A 16614-nucleotide genomic window follows, 5' to 3' on the forward strand; every position below is an offset into this window, starting at 1 on the left:
GGCGCGCTTCTCAGCCCGCGACCGCAAAGGCGGGGGCGCCGGTGCGATGGTGGAGGGCCGAGACGATCGAGGTGATGCCGCCGAGGAGGAAGCTGATGCCGAGGATGAAGCCCGGCAGCGTCAGCGCCGCCCAGGGCAGCGTTGCCAGCACATAGATGGCGAGCAGGATGTTGACGATGCCGAGCGCGATCATCAGCCCGCGGCCGCGGCGGAAGCGCGCGCCGAGCGCGATCTCGAGCACGCCGCGGATGCCCAGCCACACCGCGACCATCAGCATCAGCGACAGCGCGCCGGCGACCGGCTCGAACGCCATCACGAGGCCGATGACCAACGACAGGATGCCGAAGCCGATCGCATAGCCGCGGCCCTCATGGCCCTTGCCGACCAAGCCGGCGGTGATCGACACCAGCCCGGCGGCGATGAAGAATCCGCCGATCACCAGCGTCGCCGCCAGCGTCGCGGCGAACGGCCAGGCGAACGCGGCGAGGCCGAGCACCACCGACAGGATGCCATAGCCGAGGATCCAGCCCCAGCCGGCGCCCGCCGGCGTCGCGGCAAGGGGATCGAACGTCGTTCGATCGGTGAAGATCACGCGGTCGGCGGTGGCGGGGCGGGGGTCGGTCATGCACTTACTCCGTTATGCAGGCGGAACGACGTGATCCATCGCTGGTTCCGCGTCGCGCATCGCGATGCCTGTTCGAATCGGGCCGTCGGCGCTAGGACGGTGCGATGTCGCATTCCGGGTTCGTGCCGCTCCGCATCTTCTCCTCCTACACCATGCTGGATGGCGCCATCGAGCCCAAGGCGATCGCCAAGCAGGCCAAGGCGCTGAAGTTTCCGGCGGCGGCGCTGACCGACCGCAACGGCCTCTACGCCGCGATGGCCTATTCGGACGCCGCCAAGAGCGCGGGCGTCCAGCCGGTGATCGGCACCATGCTGTGCGTCGCCCGGCCGGATCAGCCCGAGGGGCTGGCGCCGACGCTCGACTGGATTGCGCTCTATGCGCAGGACACGGTCGGCTATGACAATCTGTGCGCGCTGGTCAGCCTCGCCCATCTCGACCGGCCGATCGAACTGCCCGCGCATGTCGACTTCGCGGCGCTCGAAGGCCGCACCGACGGGCTGATCGCGCTGACCGCCGGTGGCGAAGGCGCGCTCGCCCGCCTGTACCATGAGGACCAGCCCGATCGTGCGGGGCTCTACGCCGACCGACTCGAGGCGCTGTTTCCGGATCGGCTCTATGTCGAGATTGCACGGCGAGACAATGCGGTCGAGGAGGCGGCGGAACAGGCGCTCCTCGATCTCGCTTATGCGCGCGACCTGCCGCTGGTCGCGACCAACCCTTGCTGCTTCACCCAGGCCGATTTCAGCGACGCGCATGATGCCATGCTCTGCATCGCCTCCTCCTCCTACGTGCAGAGCGACGATCGCCAGAAGACCTCGCCCGATGCCTGGCTGAAGCCGGCGGCGATGATGCGCGAGCTGTTCGCCGATCTCCCCGAGGCGATCGACAACACGCTGGTGGTGGCGCAGCGCTGCGCGGTGATGGCGCCCAAGCGCAAGCCGATCCTGCCGAGCCTTGCCGGCGATCGCGACGGCGAGGCCGAGATGCTGCGCAACGATTCGCGCGCCGGGCTGGAGCGCCGGCTCGACTGGATCGCCAAGCTGGAAGGCGAGGGCGAGGAGGGTTGGCGCGAGGTCTACCGCCAGCGGCTCGAATTCGAGATCGACGTCATCGTCCAGATGGGGTTCCCGGGTTATTTCCTGATCGTCGCCGACTTCATCAAATGGGCGAAGGATCACGACATCCCGGTCGGCCCGGGGCGTGGGTCCGGTGCGGGCTCGGCGGTCGCCTGGGCGCTGACCATCACCGATCTCGACCCGATCAAGCTCGGCCTGCTGTTCGAGCGCTTCCTCAACCCCGAGCGCGTGTCGATGCCGGATTTCGACATCGATTTCTGCGAAACCCGCCGCGGCGAGGTGATCCGCTACGTCCAGGAGAAATACGGCCGCGACCAGGTCGCGCAGATCATCACCTTCGGTAAACTGAAGGCGCGCGCCGTGCTCAAGGATACCGGGCGCGTGCTGCAGATGAGCTATGGCCAGGTGGATCGCCTCGCCAAGCTTATCCCAAACCACCCGACCGATCCATGGACGCTCGAGCGCACGCTCAACGGCGTCGGCGAGTTCGCGCGCGAGTACAGCAACGACAATGGCGTGCGCCGGCTGGTCGATCTGGCGATGAAGCTGGAGGGGCTGCCGCGGCACTCCTCCACCCATGCCGCCGGCGTGGTGATCGGCGACCGCCCGCTTGCGCAACTGGTGCCGCTGTACCGCGACCCGCGCTCCGACATGCCCGTGACGCAGTTCGACATGAAATATGTCGAGGGCGCCGGTTTGGTGAAGTTCGACTTCCTCGGCCTCAAGACATTGTCGGTCCTCAAGAAGGCGGTGCAACTGCTCGCCAAGCGCGGCGTGGTCGTGGATCTCGACGCGCTCACCTGGGACGACGAGGGCGTCTACAAATTGCTCCAAAAGGGCGACACGGTTGGCGTGTTCCAGCTCGAATCGGAGGGGATGCGGCGGACGCTGTCGGCGGTGCGGCCGACCAACTTCGGCGACATCATCGCTCTGGTGTCGCTCTATCGCCCGGGGCCGATGGACAACATCCCGAGCTTCGGCCGCCGCAAGCAGGGCCAGGAGGAGATCGTCTACCCGCACGCCGCGCTGGAGCCGATCCTTGCCGAAACCTATGGCATCTTCGTCTACCAGGAACAGGTGATGCAGGCGGCGCAGATCCTCGCCGGCTACAGCCTCGGCGGCGCCGACATGCTGCGCCGCGCGATGGGCAAGAAGGTCAAGGCGGAGATGGACGCCCAGCGCTCAATCTTCGTCGAGGGCTGCGCCAAGACCCACAACATCGGCAAGGCCAAGGCCAACGAACTGTTCGACTTGATCGACAAGTTCGCCGGCTATGGCTTCAACAAGAGCCACGCCGCGGCCTATGCGCTGCTCGCCTACCAGACCGCCTGGCTGAAAGCGCACCACCCCGCGGAATTCTTCGCGGCTTCGATGTGCTACGACATGGCGCAGACCGACAAGCTCTGCATCTTCGTCGACGACATGCGCCGGCTCGGCGTCTCGATCGTCGGCCCCGACATCAACCACAGCGAGGCCGAATTCGACGTCCAGGAGACCGAGGACGGCCTGGCGGTGCGCTTCGCGCTGGCGGCGCTGAAGTCGGTCGGCGAGGGTGCGATGGAGCGGCTGGTCGAGGAGCGCCGGGCGCACGGCGCGTTCAAGAGCCTCGACGATCTCGCCACCCGCGTCGACCCGCGGCTGATCAACAAGCGCCAGCTCGAGACGCTGGCTGCCGGTGGTGCGTTCGATTCGCTCGACACCAATCGCGCCGGGATCCATGCCGTCGCCGAGACCGTGCTGGCGGTCTCCGCGCGCACCCATGAGGGCCGCACCAGCGGGCAGGGCGGGCTGTTCGGCGCCGAGGACGTCGCCGGCGACACGATCAAGCTGCCGGCGTCGGCGCGGTGGAGCCTCGCCGATCGGATGGAGCAGGAGAAGGAGGCGTTCGGCTTCTATTTCTCGGCGCATCCGGTCGATCGCCACGCCCATCTCGCCAAGATGCACGGCGCGCGGCAATATGTCGCGCTCACCGAGCTCAACATTCCCGAGGACGGCACCCGCGCCGGCGCGACCATGGCGGTGCTGGTCGAGGATGCGCGCTGGCGGACCTCGGCACGCGGCAAGCGCTACATGATGGCGACGCTGTCCGATGCCTCGGGACAGTTCGTCGCGACCTGCTTCGACGATGCCGTCGCCGCCGATCTCGAGGATGCGGCGCGGATGGGCGGCTGCGGCCTGGCGACGGTGGAGCTCGATCGCCGGCCGGGCGAGGAGACGCCGCGGGTGTCGGTCAAGCGATTGCAGCCGTTCGACAGCCTCGCCTCGATCGCGCGGTTCACGGTAGAGGCGACCGTTGCCACCCCGGCCGCGCTGGCGGCGCTGGCGGGGTTGCTGGAGCCGCATCGCGGCGCGCGCGGCGAGGTGCGGGCACGATTGCCGCTGGAGGGCGGCGAAGCGGTGGTGCTGCTCGGCCGCGACTTCCTGCTCGATCTCGAGCTGGTCGGGCAGATCGAGGCGATCCCCGGCATCTCGGCGGTGACGCTCGACCGGGCGACCTCTAAACTGGCGCTGGTCGGCTAGGCACGCCGACCAGGCACCATGTCGGCGAGCCTAATCGTCGCTCGCCTCGTCGCCTTGCGGGCCGGCGTTGTTGCCATAGCCTGCACCGGACGCCGGCTCCTCGGGGGGCGAGGTCGTGCCATCGTCCTGGTCGGGCGCGTCGTCCGGGCCGAAATTGTCCTGATCGATCATCGTCGTCTCCTGCATCTGGGTGACGGGTCAACGATGGGCGGCCCTGGTGGATCCGGCCCGGCCTAGAACAACTCGCCCTGCGGCTTGCGCGGCGGCCGGAACAGATCGGTGCGCAGCGGCACCCGCGGCCGATCGAGGCCGTGCTTGCGGCAGGCGATGCGAAACCGGGTGCGCAGCAGCTCCGCCCACGGGCCGCTGCCGCGCATCCGGCTATGGAAGCCGGGATCATTATCGCGGCCGCCGCGCAGCGACTGGATGGTCGCCATCACCTTGCCGGCGCGATCGGGAAAATGCGTGTCCAGCCAGGCGCGGAACAGCGGCGCGACCTCGTGCGGCAGGCGGACCGGGATGAAGAACACGCCCGCCGCCCCCGCCTCGGCCGCCCGTTCAATCAGATGCTCGAGCTCGTGATCGGTGATCCCCGGGATCACCGGGGCGATCGAGACATAGGTCGGTACGCCCGCGGCGGCGAGGGTACGCACCGCGGCGAGCCGCCGCGCGGGGGTGGGTGCGCGGGGCTCGACGGTGCTCGCGATCCGCGGATCGAGCGAGGTGACCGACATCGCCACCGCGGCCAGGCCCTGGGCCGCCATCGGCGCGATCAGATCGAGATCGCGGACCACCCGGTCCGACTTGGTGGTGATGGTGAGGGGATGGCCGGTCTCGGCCAGCACCTCTATGACGCCGCGGGTGATCCGCCACTCCGCCTCGATCGGTTGATAGGGATCGGTGTTGGTGCCGAGCGCCATCGGCGCCACCGCATAACCGGGTTTGCCGAGCTCCTCGCGAAGCAGCGCCGCGGCGGTCGGCTTGACGAACAGGCGGCTCTCGAAGTCGAGGCCGGGCGACAGATCGTGGAAGGCATGGGTCGGCCGGGCGAAACAGTAGATGCAGCCATGCTCGCAGCCGCGATAAGGATTGATCGAGCGATCGAAGCCGATGTCGGGCGAGCTGTTGCGCGCGATGATCGTGCGGGGCTGCTCGACCGTCACCACCGTCCGCAGTGGCGGCGGCGCGCCATCGATCGCGTCGCGGTCATCGAGCCAATCGCCGTCTGCCTCGACCGACAGTTGGTCGAAGCGCGTGCTGCGCACATTGCCGGTCGCACCGCGCACCGGCCGGCGTCTGTTGCCCTGGACCATGTGCCCATGCTAGTGGATCAGGCGGAACACATCAAGAACATGAATAAGGAGACTTGGTCATGGCCCGGATCACCTACCTTGAACTGCCGGTGGCGGACACCGCCCGCGCCAAGGCGTTCTACGCCGCGGCGTTTGCCTGGCCGACCACCGACTATGGTCCGACCTATGCCGCTGCGACGACCGGCGGCGCTGACGTCGGCTTCCAGGCCGATCCCGACGAGCGCACCGCAGCCCCGCTCGCGGTGATCGAGGTGGAGGACCTGGACGCCGCACAGACCGCGGTCGAACGGGCCGGGGGGACGATCACCCAACCGGTATTCGCCTTTCCGGGCGGCCGGCGCTTCCACTTCGCCGACCCCGATGGCCACGAGCTAGCGGTGATGCAGCCGGATTGAGCGTCGCCGCCGCGGGGCGGCTGGCGATCAGCGTTCCAGCAGGCGCGGCATCAGCTCGACGAAGTTGCATGGCCGGTGCCGGCTATCGAGCTGGTCCTTGAGGATATCGTCCCAGCCGTCCTTGACGGCGCCGGTCGAGCCGGGGAGCGCGAAGATGTAGGTGCCGCGGGCGACGCAGGCGCAGGCGCGCGATTGCACGGTCGACGTGCCGACCTTGGCATAACTCAGCCAGCGAAACAGCTCGCCGAAGCCGGGGATCATCTTGTCGGCGACGCGCTCGATCGCCTCGGGCGTGACGTCGCGGCCGGTGACGCCGGTGCCGCCGGTGGTGATGATGCAATCGATCGTTTCATCGTCGATCCAGCGGTGCAGCTCGGCGACGATGCCATCGACATCGTCGCGCCGGATCGCGCGGTCGGCAAGGACGTGCCCGGCCTCGCTCAGCCGCGCGACCAGCGTGTCGCCCGAGCGATCGTCCTCCAGGCCGCGGGTGTCGGAGACGGTGAGCACGGCGATGCGCACCGGGAGGAAGACGAGGGTGGGATCGATCGGCATGGCGGGGTCTCACGGAAGCGGGGGCTGCGAGAGCATGCCACGTTGCCGGTGTCCCGGCCACGTCGAAGCGCGGCGACGCGTCAAAACGCGCGTGCTCCCGTCATCCTGCAGGCGGTTACAACATCCCCTTTCAGCCGTGTCCTTGATGGACGGAACGGGTGACCGGTGCTGAAACCCACTGCCGCCCGATGACGGCAGGGTCAGTCAGTCGCTGCTGATGGTGCTCGACTGGGCGCCGACGCTGCCGTTGACGGCGATCGTGCTGGTGCTGGTGCTGGCACTGGCGGTCGCCGCCGGACGAGCGTTCATCCGCACTGCGGTCGCGCCCGGCAGGCCGGGGAAGCGCGGCCACATGCCCTGCGCCAGCGCGGCGCGGCTCGGCAGCTTGCGGGCGGTGCCGCGCGCCTCGTACATCCAATAGTTGCGCAGCACGGTGGTGACGTAGCCGCGCGTCTCCCAATAAGGGATGCTCTCGATGTAGAGCAGCGGGTCGCCGCCGTCCCGGACCAGCGCGTTCCATTCGCCGACCGGCTTGGGCCCGGCATTATAGGCCGCGATCACCTTGGGGAGCAGCCCGCCGGTGACGCCGGCCATGTCGCGCAGCCGCTCGAGATGGCGCTGGCCGATATCCATGTTGACCGACGGCTTGGTCAGCGCCGCCTTGTCGATCGCGGTGCCGCGCTCGCGGGCGAAATCGGTCGCCGCGGCCGGCATGATCTGCATCAGGCCATAGGCGCCGGCGGGGCTCACCACCTTGTTGCGGAAGCCGCTCTCCTCGAGCGTATGGGCATAGACCAGCGCCTTTTCGACCCGCCAGCCGCTGTCCGGCGTCCAATCGGGGGTGGGATAGCGCGCCTCGGCGGTCATGGTGACGCCCTGCGGGCAATTGTGGGCGAGCCACACCGTGGTCGCCGGCAGGCTCAGCGCCTCGGCGATGCGGACGAGGCTGCCGAACTCGCGCGGGTCGCCGATCCGCGCCTGCTGACGGATCACGTCGTCGGCGAGGTCGGTCTCGCCGATCTCGGCGAGCGCCGCGGCGACGCGGACGTTGGGGCGCTTGTCGAGCGCCGCCCAATCGCCGGTGACCAAGGCGTTGAGCGCCGGCCCCTTGTCGGTGATCTGCAGTGCCTGGCGGGCGAGCTGGCCGTAGAAGCTTTCGGAGAATTGTGCCGCGGATTGCAGCCGCGCTTGGACCTTGTCGGGTCGGCCGCACGCCATGTCGGCGCGGCTCGCCCAATACAGCGCGGCGGCGCGCAGGTCGACGTCGCTGGCTCGTCCTGCCACGCCCTCGAACGCGGTCTCGGCCGCGGCGCAGTCGTTCTGCCGCCACGCAGAGAGCGCGCCCATCCAGCGGCCCTGCACCGCCCAGTCGCCCGTACCCTCAGCAGCCTTGGCGGCCATCAGCCGCGTATTGGCGTCGTCGCCGACCAGATAATACATCCAGGCGACCTTCGCCTGCCATTCGGCTTGGGCTTCAGGGGTAAGCCCCTCGGTGCCTTCGAGCAGTGCCTGCGCCTCGTGCGCCATATCCGCCTTGACGAACGGCTGCATCCTGGTGGCGAGGTCAGCGGCGATCTCGTCGCTCTTGGTGGCCTTGGCGCGGACCCGGCGCGGCGCGCCATCCTGCCAGATCAGTCGTTGCGCCATCGGCAGCGGCGCCAGATCGACGGCGCCACGGGCCTTGGCGAGCCGCGCCAGATCCGCGGCCTCGGGAAGCTCGGGTGCCTCGGTGAGCAATGCCATCAGCGGCTCAAGCTCCACCTTGGGCGAGCCCTTGGCGGTGTACATCTCGGCCCGCGCGATCGCGTGCAGCGGGCCGGGCTTCATCGTCGTGAGCTGGATCTGCGCGTCGGTCCACTTGCCGTCGCGGATCGCCTGGAACACCGCGCGATAGCCGCTGCGCTGGTCCGCATCGAGCTGCGTGGGAAGATGCTCGGCCACCGCCGGCAGCGCGCTGCGCGCATCGCCGGCCGGCGTCGGCGCGGGTTCCGCAGCCGGCACGGGAGCGGCCAGCGCCGAGGCGGGCAGCGCCGCCGACAGTGCGCAGATCACCCTGAACATGCGGGTCATGATTCCATCCCCTGGATCAGCAATTGCAAGTCCTTCCAGGCCTCCGCCTTTGCCGCCGGCTTCTCGAGCAGGAAGCGCGGATGATAGCTGGCGACCACCCCTGTCTCTCCGCCCTTGTGGTTAAACTGGTGTAAAGAACCACGGGAGGCCGGCATGTCCATCCCCAGAATGGCACGACTGGCCGCATTGCCCATCAGCAGCACGCGTTGCGGCGCAACCAGGCCGATGTGGTGGCGCGAGATATCGGACAGCCGCTGCTCGACATCGCCGGGCATCCGCCCCGCCAGCGGCCGCCGCGCGCACACCGCGGCGAGGTGGACAGCGTCGCGGCTGAGCCCGATCGCGGCGAGCATCCGATCAAACAAGCGGCCGACCATGCCGGTCATCAGCAGGCTCTCGGCGCCATCCTCCTTGTCGGGGCAGTCGACCAGCACCATTACCTTGGCATCCGCCGGGCCGGTCGCCGCGATCGAGACGCCGCGCCATGCCGCCTCGGGAGCGTCGGCGGCGATGCGCCAGGCGAGGAAGGTGGCAAGATCGTCCGACATGGCGGCTGCCGGTGCCACCACCGGTTCGGCCGCAGCCGGCGCCAAGGGCTGCTGGGGCACCGGCGCGGCCAGCCAGTCGCGCGGCTGCTCGTCGACCAGCGTGTCGACACCGGCGTCCTGCCACCAGTCAAGCACGCTGGCGGCGGTGCCCATCCAGTCGATATGTTGATCCGCTCCCACTGCTGGCCTTGTTCCCGCAGTTGACGTTTTGGTCAACTTGTCGGATCGCGGGGCAAGACAAGACGTTGCCGCCTCGCGCCCGGACGCTCTTAGACGGCGCAAGGGGGGCGGCAACCCGGGAGACGATGATGAGCGAACGCGAATCCATGCCCTACGATGTGGTCATCGTCGGCGCGGGGCCTGCCGGCCTCGCCGCGGCGATCCGCTTCAAGCAGCTGAGCGCCGAACGCGGTGCGGAGCTGTCGGTATGCGTGCTGGAAAAGGGCTCGGAGGTCGGCGCGCACATCCTGTCGGGTGCGGTGATCGACCCGCGCAGCCTCGACGAACTGCTGCCCGCCTGGCGCGAGACTTGTCCGCTCGCCGAGGTACCAGTGACGGAGAACCTCCACTGGGTGTTGACCGAGCGGAAGAAGACGGTGCTGCCGCACCTTTGGACGCCGCCGTTCCTCCACAACAAGGGCACCTATACCGGCAGCCTTGGCAACCTGTGCCGCTGGTTGGCCGGGCAAGCGGAGGAACTCGGCGTCGAGATCTTCCCGGGGTTCGCCGCCGCCGAGATCCTGTTCGACGAGGCCGGCGGGGTGAAGGGCGTCGCCACCGGCGACATGGGCGTCGCGCGCGACGGCACCCGCAAGCCCGATTACCAGCCCGGGCTCGAGCTCCACGCCAAATACACCTTCTTCGCCGAGGGCTGTCGCGGGCATCTTACCAAGGAGGTGATCCGCACCTTCGATCTCGCGCGCGATGCCCAGCCGCAGGTCTATGGGCTCGGCATCAAGGAACTGTGGGACATCGATCCTGCGCTCCACCAGCCCGGCCGGGTTATCCATACCCAGGGATGGCCACTCGGCGACGACGCCAATGGCGGCGGCTGGCTGTACCACCAGGCCAACGGCCAGGTCAGCCTCGGCTTCGTCACCTGGCTGAACTATTCCAATCCCTATCTGTCGCCATTCAGCGAGATGCAAAAGTGGAAGACCCATCCCGAGATCGCCGCGCTGCTCAAGGGCGCCAAGCGCGTCTCCTATGGCGCGCGCGCGATCAGTGATGGCGGGCTGCAGTCGATCCCCAAGCTGGTGTTCCCGGGCGGCGCGCTGATCGGCGACAGCGCCGGCTTCCTCAACGTGCCGCGGATCAAGGGCACCCACACCGCGATGAAGAGCGGGATGCTGGCGGCCGAGGCGGCGGTGGAGGCGATCCTGTCGCAGCGGCAGAACGACGAGCTGGCGGCCTATCCCGCCGCGTTCGAGGCGAGCTGGGTGAAGCAGGAGCTGTCGATCGTCCGCAACGTCGTGCCGCTGGTCAAGAAGTTCGGTGACTTGGTCGGCTCAGGGCTCGCCGGCATCACCATGTGGCTCGAGCATTTCGGCCTCAAGATGCCGTTCACGATGAAGCATCACCCCGATCACGAGAGCCTGTGGCGCAAGGATCTCGCCACGCCGCCGGTCTATCCCAAGCCCGATGGCGTGCTCACCTTCGATCGCCTGTCGTCGGTGTTCCTGTCCAACACCAATCACGAGGAGGACCAGCCGGTCCATCTCACCCTCAAGGATCCGTCGATCCCGATCGCCTATGATCTGCCGATGTACGACGAGCCGGCGCAACGCTATTGCCCGGCCGGCGTTTACGAGGTGGTGGGGCAGGACACCGACGAGCCCCGGTTCGTGATCAACGCGCAGAACTGCGTCCACTGCAAGACGTGCGACATCAAGGATCCCACTCAGAACATCAACTGGGTGGTACCGGAGGGTGGTGGAGGCCCCAATTACCCCAACATGTAAGCTGGTCCTCCTCGCCACCGTGCTGAGCGTCGCGGCCACCCCGGTCGCCGCCGACCCGCCGGTTCCGGCGTCGGCAGGGCGCGACGGCGTTGTTGCCTATCTCAAGGCGCGCGCCGCCGAGGCCGATGGCGAGATCGACCGTGCCGCCGCCGGCTATGCGGTGGCGCTGGCCGCGGCGCCGGGCAATCTGCTGGTCGCCGACCGGGCCTATCGCCAAGGGATGGCGGCGGGGGATCTGCGGCTGGCGGCGCGGGCGGCCGGCACGCTGGCGGCGGGTGCCGAGGCGGCGCCGGACCTGCCGCTGCTCGGCCTTGCCGAAGCCGCCGCGCGCAACGACGTCGCCGGGGTGGACGCCGCCACCGCCGGGCTCGACAAGGGCGCGCTGCGGGTGCTGTCGCCATCGTTGCGCGGCTGGATCGCCTTGGTGCGCGGCGGCGATCCGCTGGCGCCGCTTGCTGCGGCAGGCAGGGACCCGATCGCCAGCCATGTCACCGCCGAGCAGCGCGGGCTGTTGCTGATCGCCCGCGGCGATATCACCGACGGCAGTGCCGCCGTGCTCGCGCAGGCCCGCGGTGCCGAGGGCTACGACCTGCGTGCCGCCGCGGCGCAGCTGCTGTTCGGGGTCGGCGATGCGGCCGAGGCACGCAGCCTGCTCACGGGCGACGACCCGGTGCTGGTGGCGATGCGCACGGGCAAGGGGGACGGCGCCAAGCCGACGCTTGGTTTCGCCGTGTCGCGCCTGTTCGCAGGCCTGGGCGCCGACCTGCTCGAACAGCGCGCCTCGTCGCTGGGGCTCGGCCTTGCCCGCGCGGCGCTGGTCGCCGACCCCGGCAATGATCGCGCGCGGCTGCTGCTCGGCCAGGCGCTCGCCCGCGACGGCGCCACGGCGGCGGCGCTGCGCGCACTGTCGGGGGTAGCTACGTCGAGCCCCTTTTATGCGCCGGCGGTGGCGGGGCGGATCATGATCCTGGTGAATGCGGGCCGCGATGCCGAGGCGCTCGATCTCGCCCGCACTCGCGCGACCGATCCCGGCGCCAGCGCCGACGATTGGCAGCGCTACGCCGATCGGCTGGTCGCGGCGCGCCGTTATGCCGAGGCGGCCCCCTGGTATCGTCGCGTCACCGACCAAGTCGAGCCGGGCGGACAATGGGCGGCATTCGTGCAATATGGCGGCGCGCTGGAACAGGCCGGCGACTGGCCCGGCGCCCGCGCCGCGCTCCGCCGCGCGGTGGTGCTCGGGCCGTCCCAGCCGCTCGCGCTCAATTACCTCGGTTATGCCTCGGCCACCCGCGGCGAGGACATGGCGGCGGCAACCGCGATGCTCGAGCGCGCCCATGCCCTGTTGCCGGACAATCTGGCGATCGTCGATTCGCTTGGCTGGGTCTACCATCTCGCCGGTGACGACGGCCGGGCGCTGCCGATGATCGAGCGGGCCGCGATCGGCGAACCGGCCGACCCCGAGATCGCCGAGCATCTCGGCGACCTTTATTGGACGCTGGGGCGCCGCTACGAGGCGCGCTATGCCTGGCGCGCCGCCGCGCTCACCGCCAATCCGGACGACCAACCCCGCCTCACCGCCAGAATAGAGACCGGCTTGCCATCCCATGATCGTTGAAGCTGCCCCCGCGAAGATCAACCTCGCGCTCCACGTACGCCGCCGCCGCGCCGACGGCTATCACGAGCTCGAGACCCTGTTCGCCTTCGTCCGCGACGGCGACGTGATCACGATCGAGGTGGCCGAGGCCGATGATTTCGCCATCACCGGCCCGTTTGCCGCGGCCCTCTCCGGGCCTGGCGACAATCTGGTGACGCGTGCCGCGACGCGCTTCGTTGACCGCTTCGGCGTCGCCCAGGCGCATCGCATCGTCCTCGACAAGCGCTTGCCGATCGCCTCGGGGATTGGCGGCGGATCCGCGGATGCCGCGGCGACGCTGCGCGCGCTCGCCCGGCTCCACGGCGTCGCGCTCGACGATCCCGGCCTGTTCGCGATCGCCGAGCAGCTCGGCGCCGATGTGCCCGCGTGCCTGCTCGGGCGGACGACGCTGGGGACCGGCAAGGGCGAGACGCTGCAGCCGCTCGACGGGCTGTCGGGCACGCCGCTGCTGCTGATCAACCCTGGCGTGGCGGTATCAACCGCGCCCGTGTTTGCCGGCTGGGACGGGATCGATCGTGGTGGCCTGTCCGACGGCGACCTGCTCGTCCGTGCCCGTGCCGGTCGCAACGATCTCGAGCCGCCGGCGCGGGCGCTGGCGCCGGTGATCGGCGACGTGCGTGACGTGCTCGATGCCGCGCCGGGGCTGCTGCTCGGGCGGATGTCAGGCTCCGGCGCAACCTGTTTCGGGCTGTTCGAGTCCGCTGAGGACGCCGCTGCTGCGGCGGCGCAGGCCGAGCGGCGCGGCTGGTGGACGCTGGCGACCGCGCTGGGCTGAGCCGCACGCGGATAATTACCTCGTTCCCCTCTTGTTCCTGGGGAACAAACCATATACATGGTAACCAACGCGTTGCCGTGGGCGCGCGCATGCTCTAGCAGGGGAGGCTCCCAATGGCCGCCAATCTGAAAGTGATCGATAACGGCATGGCAACAGCCAACGCAGACCGCCAGAAGGCGCTAGACGCCGCGCTCGCGCAGATCGACCGCGCCTTCGGCAAGGGCTCGGCGATGAAGCTCGGCGCCAAGGAAACCATGCAGGTCGAGGTGATCTCGTCCGGCTCGCTGGGGCTCGACATCGCGCTCGGGGTCGGCGGCCTGCCGCGCGGCCGCGTGATCGAGGTCTATGGCCCTGAATCGTCGGGCAAGACCACGCTCGCGCTGCATGTCATCGCCGAGGCGCAGAAGGGTGGTGGCACTGCCGCCTTCGTCGACGCCGAGCATGCGCTCGACCCGGTCTATGCCAAGAAGCTCGGGGTCAACATCGACGAGCTGATCGTCTCGCAGCCGGATACCGGCGAGCAGGCGCTCGAGATCGTCGACACGCTGGTCCGCTCCAACGCGATCGACGTGCTGGTGGTCGATTCGGTCGCGGCGCTGGTGCCGCGTGCCGAGATCGAGGGCGAGATGGGCGACAGCCATGTCGGCCTGCAGGCCCGACTGATGTCGCAATCGCTGCGCAAGCTCACCGGCTCGATCAGCCGGTCGCGCTGCATGGTGATCTTCATCAACCAGCTGCGCATGAAGATCGGCGTGATGTACGGTAATCCGGAGACGACCACCGGTGGCAACGCGCTGAAATTCTATGCCTCGGTCCGGCTCGACATCCGCCGCACCGGCGCGATCAAGGACCGTGAAGAGGTCACCGGCAACGCCACCCGCGTCAAGGTGGTCAAGAACAAGGTCGCGCCGCCGTTCAAGCAGGTCGAGTTCGACATCATGTATGGCGAGGGCATCTCCAAGATCGGCGAGATCCTCGATCTCGGGGTCAAGGCCGGGCTGGTCGAGAAATCGGGTGCCTGGTTCAGCTATGACAGCGTCCGCATCGGCCAGGGCCGCGAGAATTCGAAGAACTATCTGCGCGAGCATCCGGAGATGGCCGACAAGCTCGAGCGCGCCATCCGCCAGCGTACCGAGAAGGTCGCCGAGGAGATGATGGTCGGCCCGGACGCCGAGGACGATGTCTGATCGACGCCCATTCGGCGCTGATCCGGCGTGGATTGGTTGAATGGAGCAGGGGGCTCGCCAGCAATGGCGGGCCCTTTTTGCATGAGACGAGCAGCCGGGCGGAATACCGATGTCACGGGACGCAGAACGCGGGATAAATGATCGGGGCGGGAGAAAAGCTGGCCGCAAGCCGTTGGATGATCAGCGATCCTGCTTGCCGGAGATACCATGCCCCAGCTCTTCATGTTCGCGCTGATCGGATCGGCGATGTTCGCGACCGTCATGACCACCATCGCCGGCGTCGCCATGAGCCCGCGCCGCCGCGACGCTCAGCGCGGCTGAGCCGCCGCGGCGGTTTGAACGACGACAGCATCTGGTTGTGGGATACACACCGGCAGAACCATCGGACGGCCGGCTGATCATTGCTATTAACGAAGCGCCCTCATCACTGGGGGGCGACTCTCTCGGGCCAGACCTGGGCTGGTCAACCCAGCGGAAGCTGGAATCTCCTGCAACGGAGCATGCGCCAGGGTCTTTGGCGACATGAGCTGGCGTGGAACCCGGCATAGTCGCGTGCCGCTGGGGAGGGCGCGCTAAGCATCCAGCCGCCGATCCTGCCAATTCAGCCCTTCGGCTCGATCCGATAATGGATTGGCTTGAACGTGCCGCCATTCGAGTCGGGTGCCGAGCACGCCGTCAGCCCGATGATCAGGTCCATCTCGGCGCGCAGAGAAATGTGATCGCCGGCGCGGCTGATCGGCGGCAGCACCTTGAGCTTGCCGGTCTCGCCATCGATCGGCACGTTCATGAAGCAGTTGAACGCGGTAGGAATCTGATCCGGCGCGATCCCATAAGGCTCGAGCGCGGCAGCGAGATTGCCGAAGCAGCCGCGGTGCGGCGGCAGGGTCGGGTAGAAATGGTGAAAGGTGTCGAACGAGCAGGGGGTGAGCAGGAAATCATGCCGGCCGACCGTATCCTCGACGATTTCCAGCATCACCCGCGACCGGTTCGAATAGAGCTTGTGCCCGGTGGTGAGATACAGCGTCTCGGCATAGTCGAGCGTGCGCCCGGAGGAGATCACCTCGCCCTGATCGTCGGCGCTGAACGCGAGCAGATCGGCGACCTGCTCGCCACGCGGATCGATCACCACCAGCGTCTCGCCACGCGCCAGCCGGAACGCGGTGCCGCTGCGCTCGGGGATCTCGTGGACCGTGCTCATGCGTCGCCGCTGTAATGGAACGGGCACGCCCAGGCATCGCCGACCACCCGGCCGCTATATTGGCGTGCTTCGCTCATCTCGCCGTGGCGCGCGAGCATCGGGTTGCGCGACCCGGCGAGCGCCTCGTCGCGCACCATGATCTTCTCGCGCATCGTCTCATATTTGCCCTGCGCCCGCAGCTGGGTGAACTGATCGTGCAGGTTGAACACCATCACCGGTGCCTCGAAGCGGCGGGCCGGGCGGCTCGCCTTGCCGTGCAGCCCGACGACGAAAAATGCCTCGCCGCCGAACGACAGCGAGAAATGAGGGTTGTCCGGGTCGGCGCTGACGTCCTGATCATAGGCCTGCCCGCGCCATACGTCCTTGTCGGAAATCGACTGGACGCGCTGCCACAAGGCGCGCTCGAATGTTTCTTCGCTGAGATCGTCGGGCCCGTCGAAGATCACCGCCAGGCTGCGGAACAAGGCGCGATCCTGGCGATAGGCGGCAGTGAAATGCAGCAGCCGCTCGTGGATACGCAGATCGTCCCACGCGCTGTCGATGCTGCGGCAGTTGAGCACCTCTAGCGTGCCCTTCGCCATCGCGGCCTTGGCGCCGACGCAAGGAAAGCTTGCCGCGGCGATGCGGTCGAACAGGGCGGAGCGGAGGGGGCTGTCGGCGGTGCTGGACCAGTCGAACATCGGTTTTGCAGGCTTCATCTCCGGCCCAACGCCCATATTGATCTAAAGGTCCGGCAC

At 68.5% G+C, this 16614-nt stretch carries 14 protein-coding genes; 6 read left to right on the forward strand and 8 right to left on the reverse strand.

Annotated elements, in window-relative coordinates; translation table 11 throughout:
- Positions 1-10 precede the first annotated feature (10 nt).
- Positions 11-625, reverse strand: a complete 615-nt coding sequence (locus OXR60_RS00235) for an HdeD family acid-resistance protein (RefSeq protein ID WP_267392911.1) — start codon at positions 623-625, stop codon at positions 11-13.
- 104 nt (positions 626-729) lie between these two features.
- Here OXR60_RS00235 and dnaE point away from each other — a divergent pair, with 104 nt between their 5' ends.
- Positions 730-4221 carry a DNA polymerase III subunit alpha gene (gene dnaE, locus OXR60_RS00240; protein WP_267392912.1) on the forward strand — a complete coding sequence of 1164 codons (3492 nt, stop codon included), beginning with the start codon at positions 730-732 and terminating at the stop codon, positions 4219-4221.
- Positions 4222-4251: 30 nt separating this feature from the next.
- On the opposite strand, the gene OXR60_RS00245 is transcribed toward dnaE, so the two are convergent.
- Positions 4252-4392: a hypothetical protein gene (locus tag OXR60_RS00245; protein WP_267392913.1), complete on the reverse strand. Its 141-nt coding sequence runs from the start codon at positions 4390-4392 to the stop codon at positions 4252-4254.
- Positions 4393-4454: 62 nt separating this feature from the next.
- Positions 4455-5534, reverse strand: a complete 1080-nt coding sequence (locus OXR60_RS00250; protein ID WP_267392915.1) for a PA0069 family radical SAM protein — start codon at positions 5532-5534, stop codon at positions 4455-4457.
- A gap of 59 nt (positions 5535-5593) precedes the next feature.
- Between OXR60_RS00250 and OXR60_RS00255 the strand changes: the two genes are divergently transcribed.
- Positions 5594-5929, forward strand: coding sequence for a VOC family protein (locus tag OXR60_RS00255; RefSeq protein WP_267392917.1), 336 nt, complete (start codon positions 5594-5596; stop codon positions 5927-5929).
- Between the two features lie 27 nt (positions 5930-5956).
- Here OXR60_RS00255 and moaB read toward each other — a convergent pair whose 3' ends face one another.
- From moaB to OXR60_RS00270, 3 genes are all read right to left on the reverse strand, one after another.
- Complete coding sequence (gene moaB / locus OXR60_RS00260) at positions 5957-6484, reverse strand: molybdenum cofactor biosynthesis protein B (protein WP_267392919.1); 528 nt, start codon at positions 6482-6484, stop codon at positions 5957-5959.
- Positions 6485-6688: 204 nt separating this feature from the next.
- Positions 6689-8554, reverse strand: a complete 1866-nt coding sequence (locus tag OXR60_RS00265) for a lytic transglycosylase domain-containing protein (protein WP_267392921.1) — start codon at positions 8552-8554, stop codon at positions 6689-6691.
- On the reverse strand, positions 8551-9255 hold the full coding sequence (locus OXR60_RS00270) for a uracil-DNA glycosylase (RefSeq protein ID WP_267392923.1): 705 nt from the start codon (positions 9253-9255) through the stop codon (positions 8551-8553). The genes OXR60_RS00265 and OXR60_RS00270 overlap by 4 nt, the downstream gene beginning before the upstream one ends.
- Positions 9256-9410: 155 nt before the next feature.
- Here OXR60_RS00270 and OXR60_RS00275 point away from each other — a divergent pair, with 155 nt between their 5' ends.
- The 4 genes from OXR60_RS00275 (at position 9411) to recA (ending at position 14679) form a co-directional block, all read left to right on the forward strand.
- Positions 9411-11063, forward strand: a complete 1653-nt coding sequence (locus OXR60_RS00275; RefSeq protein ID WP_267392925.1) for an electron transfer flavoprotein-ubiquinone oxidoreductase — start codon at positions 9411-9413, stop codon at positions 11061-11063.
- Positions 11035-12678 (forward strand): tetratricopeptide repeat protein, encoded by a 1644-nt coding sequence (locus OXR60_RS00280; protein WP_267392926.1) that lies wholly within the window; start codon positions 11035-11037, stop codon positions 12676-12678. Before OXR60_RS00275 ends, OXR60_RS00280 begins: the two co-directional genes overlap by 29 nt.
- On the forward strand, positions 12668-13492 hold the full coding sequence (locus tag OXR60_RS00285) for a 4-(cytidine 5'-diphospho)-2-C-methyl-D-erythritol kinase (RefSeq protein WP_267392928.1): 825 nt from the start codon (positions 12668-12670) through the stop codon (positions 13490-13492). The genes OXR60_RS00280 and OXR60_RS00285 overlap by 11 nt, the downstream gene beginning before the upstream one ends.
- Before the next feature lie 113 nt (positions 13493-13605).
- On the forward strand, positions 13606-14679 hold the full coding sequence (gene recA, locus OXR60_RS00290; RefSeq protein ID WP_276046377.1) for a recombinase RecA: 1074 nt from the start codon (positions 13606-13608) through the stop codon (positions 14677-14679).
- Between the two features lie 601 nt (positions 14680-15280).
- Here the strand turns inward: recA and OXR60_RS00295 are convergent.
- Both OXR60_RS00295 and gntA read right to left on the reverse strand, forming a co-directional pair.
- Positions 15281-15877 (reverse strand): urea carboxylase-associated family protein, encoded by a 597-nt coding sequence (locus OXR60_RS00295; protein ID WP_267392932.1) that lies wholly within the window; start codon positions 15875-15877, stop codon positions 15281-15283.
- Positions 15874-16557: a guanitoxin biosynthesis heme-dependent pre-guanitoxin N-hydroxylase GntA gene (gntA, locus tag OXR60_RS00300; RefSeq protein ID WP_267393570.1), complete on the reverse strand. Its 684-nt coding sequence runs from the start codon at positions 16555-16557 to the stop codon at positions 15874-15876. The genes OXR60_RS00295 and gntA overlap by 4 nt, the downstream gene beginning before the upstream one ends.
- Positions 16558-16614 lie beyond the last annotated feature (57 nt).

Source organism: Sphingomonas sp. GC_Shp_5 (assembly GCF_026540855.1).
Taxonomy (GTDB): Bacteria; Pseudomonadota; Alphaproteobacteria; order Sphingomonadales; family Sphingomonadaceae; genus Sphingomonas.

What these genes read in the sequence shown, in the direction of transcription:
- OXR60_RS00235 (WP_267392911.1), bottom strand. Translation starts at nt 625, where the DNA reads ATGACCGACCCCCGCCCCGCCACCGCCGACCGCGTGATCTTCACCGAT.
- dnaE (WP_267392912.1), top strand. Translation starts at nt 730, where the DNA reads ATGTCGCATTCCGGGTTCGTGCCGCTCCGCATCTTCTCCTCCTACACC.
- OXR60_RS00245 (WP_267392913.1), bottom strand. Translation starts at nt 4,392, where the DNA reads ATGATCGATCAGGACAATTTCGGCCCGGACGACGCGCCCGACCAGGAC.
- OXR60_RS00250 (WP_267392915.1), bottom strand. Translation starts at nt 5,534, where the DNA reads ATGGTCCAGGGCAACAGACGCCGGCCGGTGCGCGGTGCGACCGGCAAT.
- OXR60_RS00255 (WP_267392917.1), top strand. Translation starts at nt 5,594, where the DNA reads ATGGCCCGGATCACCTACCTTGAACTGCCGGTGGCGGACACCGCCCGC.
- moaB (WP_267392919.1), bottom strand. Translation starts at nt 6,484, where the DNA reads ATGCCGATCGATCCCACCCTCGTCTTCCTCCCGGTGCGCATCGCCGTG.
- OXR60_RS00265 (WP_267392921.1), bottom strand. Translation starts at nt 8,554, where the DNA reads ATGACCCGCATGTTCAGGGTGATCTGCGCACTGTCGGCGGCGCTGCCC.
- OXR60_RS00270 (WP_267392923.1), bottom strand. Translation starts at nt 9,255, where the DNA reads ATGGGCACCGCCGCCAGCGTGCTTGACTGGTGGCAGGACGCCGGTGTC.
- OXR60_RS00275 (WP_267392925.1), top strand. Translation starts at nt 9,411, where the DNA reads ATGAGCGAACGCGAATCCATGCCCTACGATGTGGTCATCGTCGGCGCG.
- OXR60_RS00285 (WP_267392928.1), top strand. Translation starts at nt 12,668, where the DNA reads ATGATCGTTGAAGCTGCCCCCGCGAAGATCAACCTCGCGCTCCACGTA.
- recA (WP_276046377.1), top strand. Translation starts at nt 13,606, where the DNA reads ATGGCCGCCAATCTGAAAGTGATCGATAACGGCATGGCAACAGCCAAC.
- OXR60_RS00295 (WP_267392932.1), bottom strand. Translation starts at nt 15,877, where the DNA reads ATGAGCACGGTCCACGAGATCCCCGAGCGCAGCGGCACCGCGTTCCGG.
- gntA (WP_267393570.1), bottom strand. Translation starts at nt 16,557, where the DNA reads ATGTTCGACTGGTCCAGCACCGCCGACAGCCCCCTCCGCTCCGCCCTG.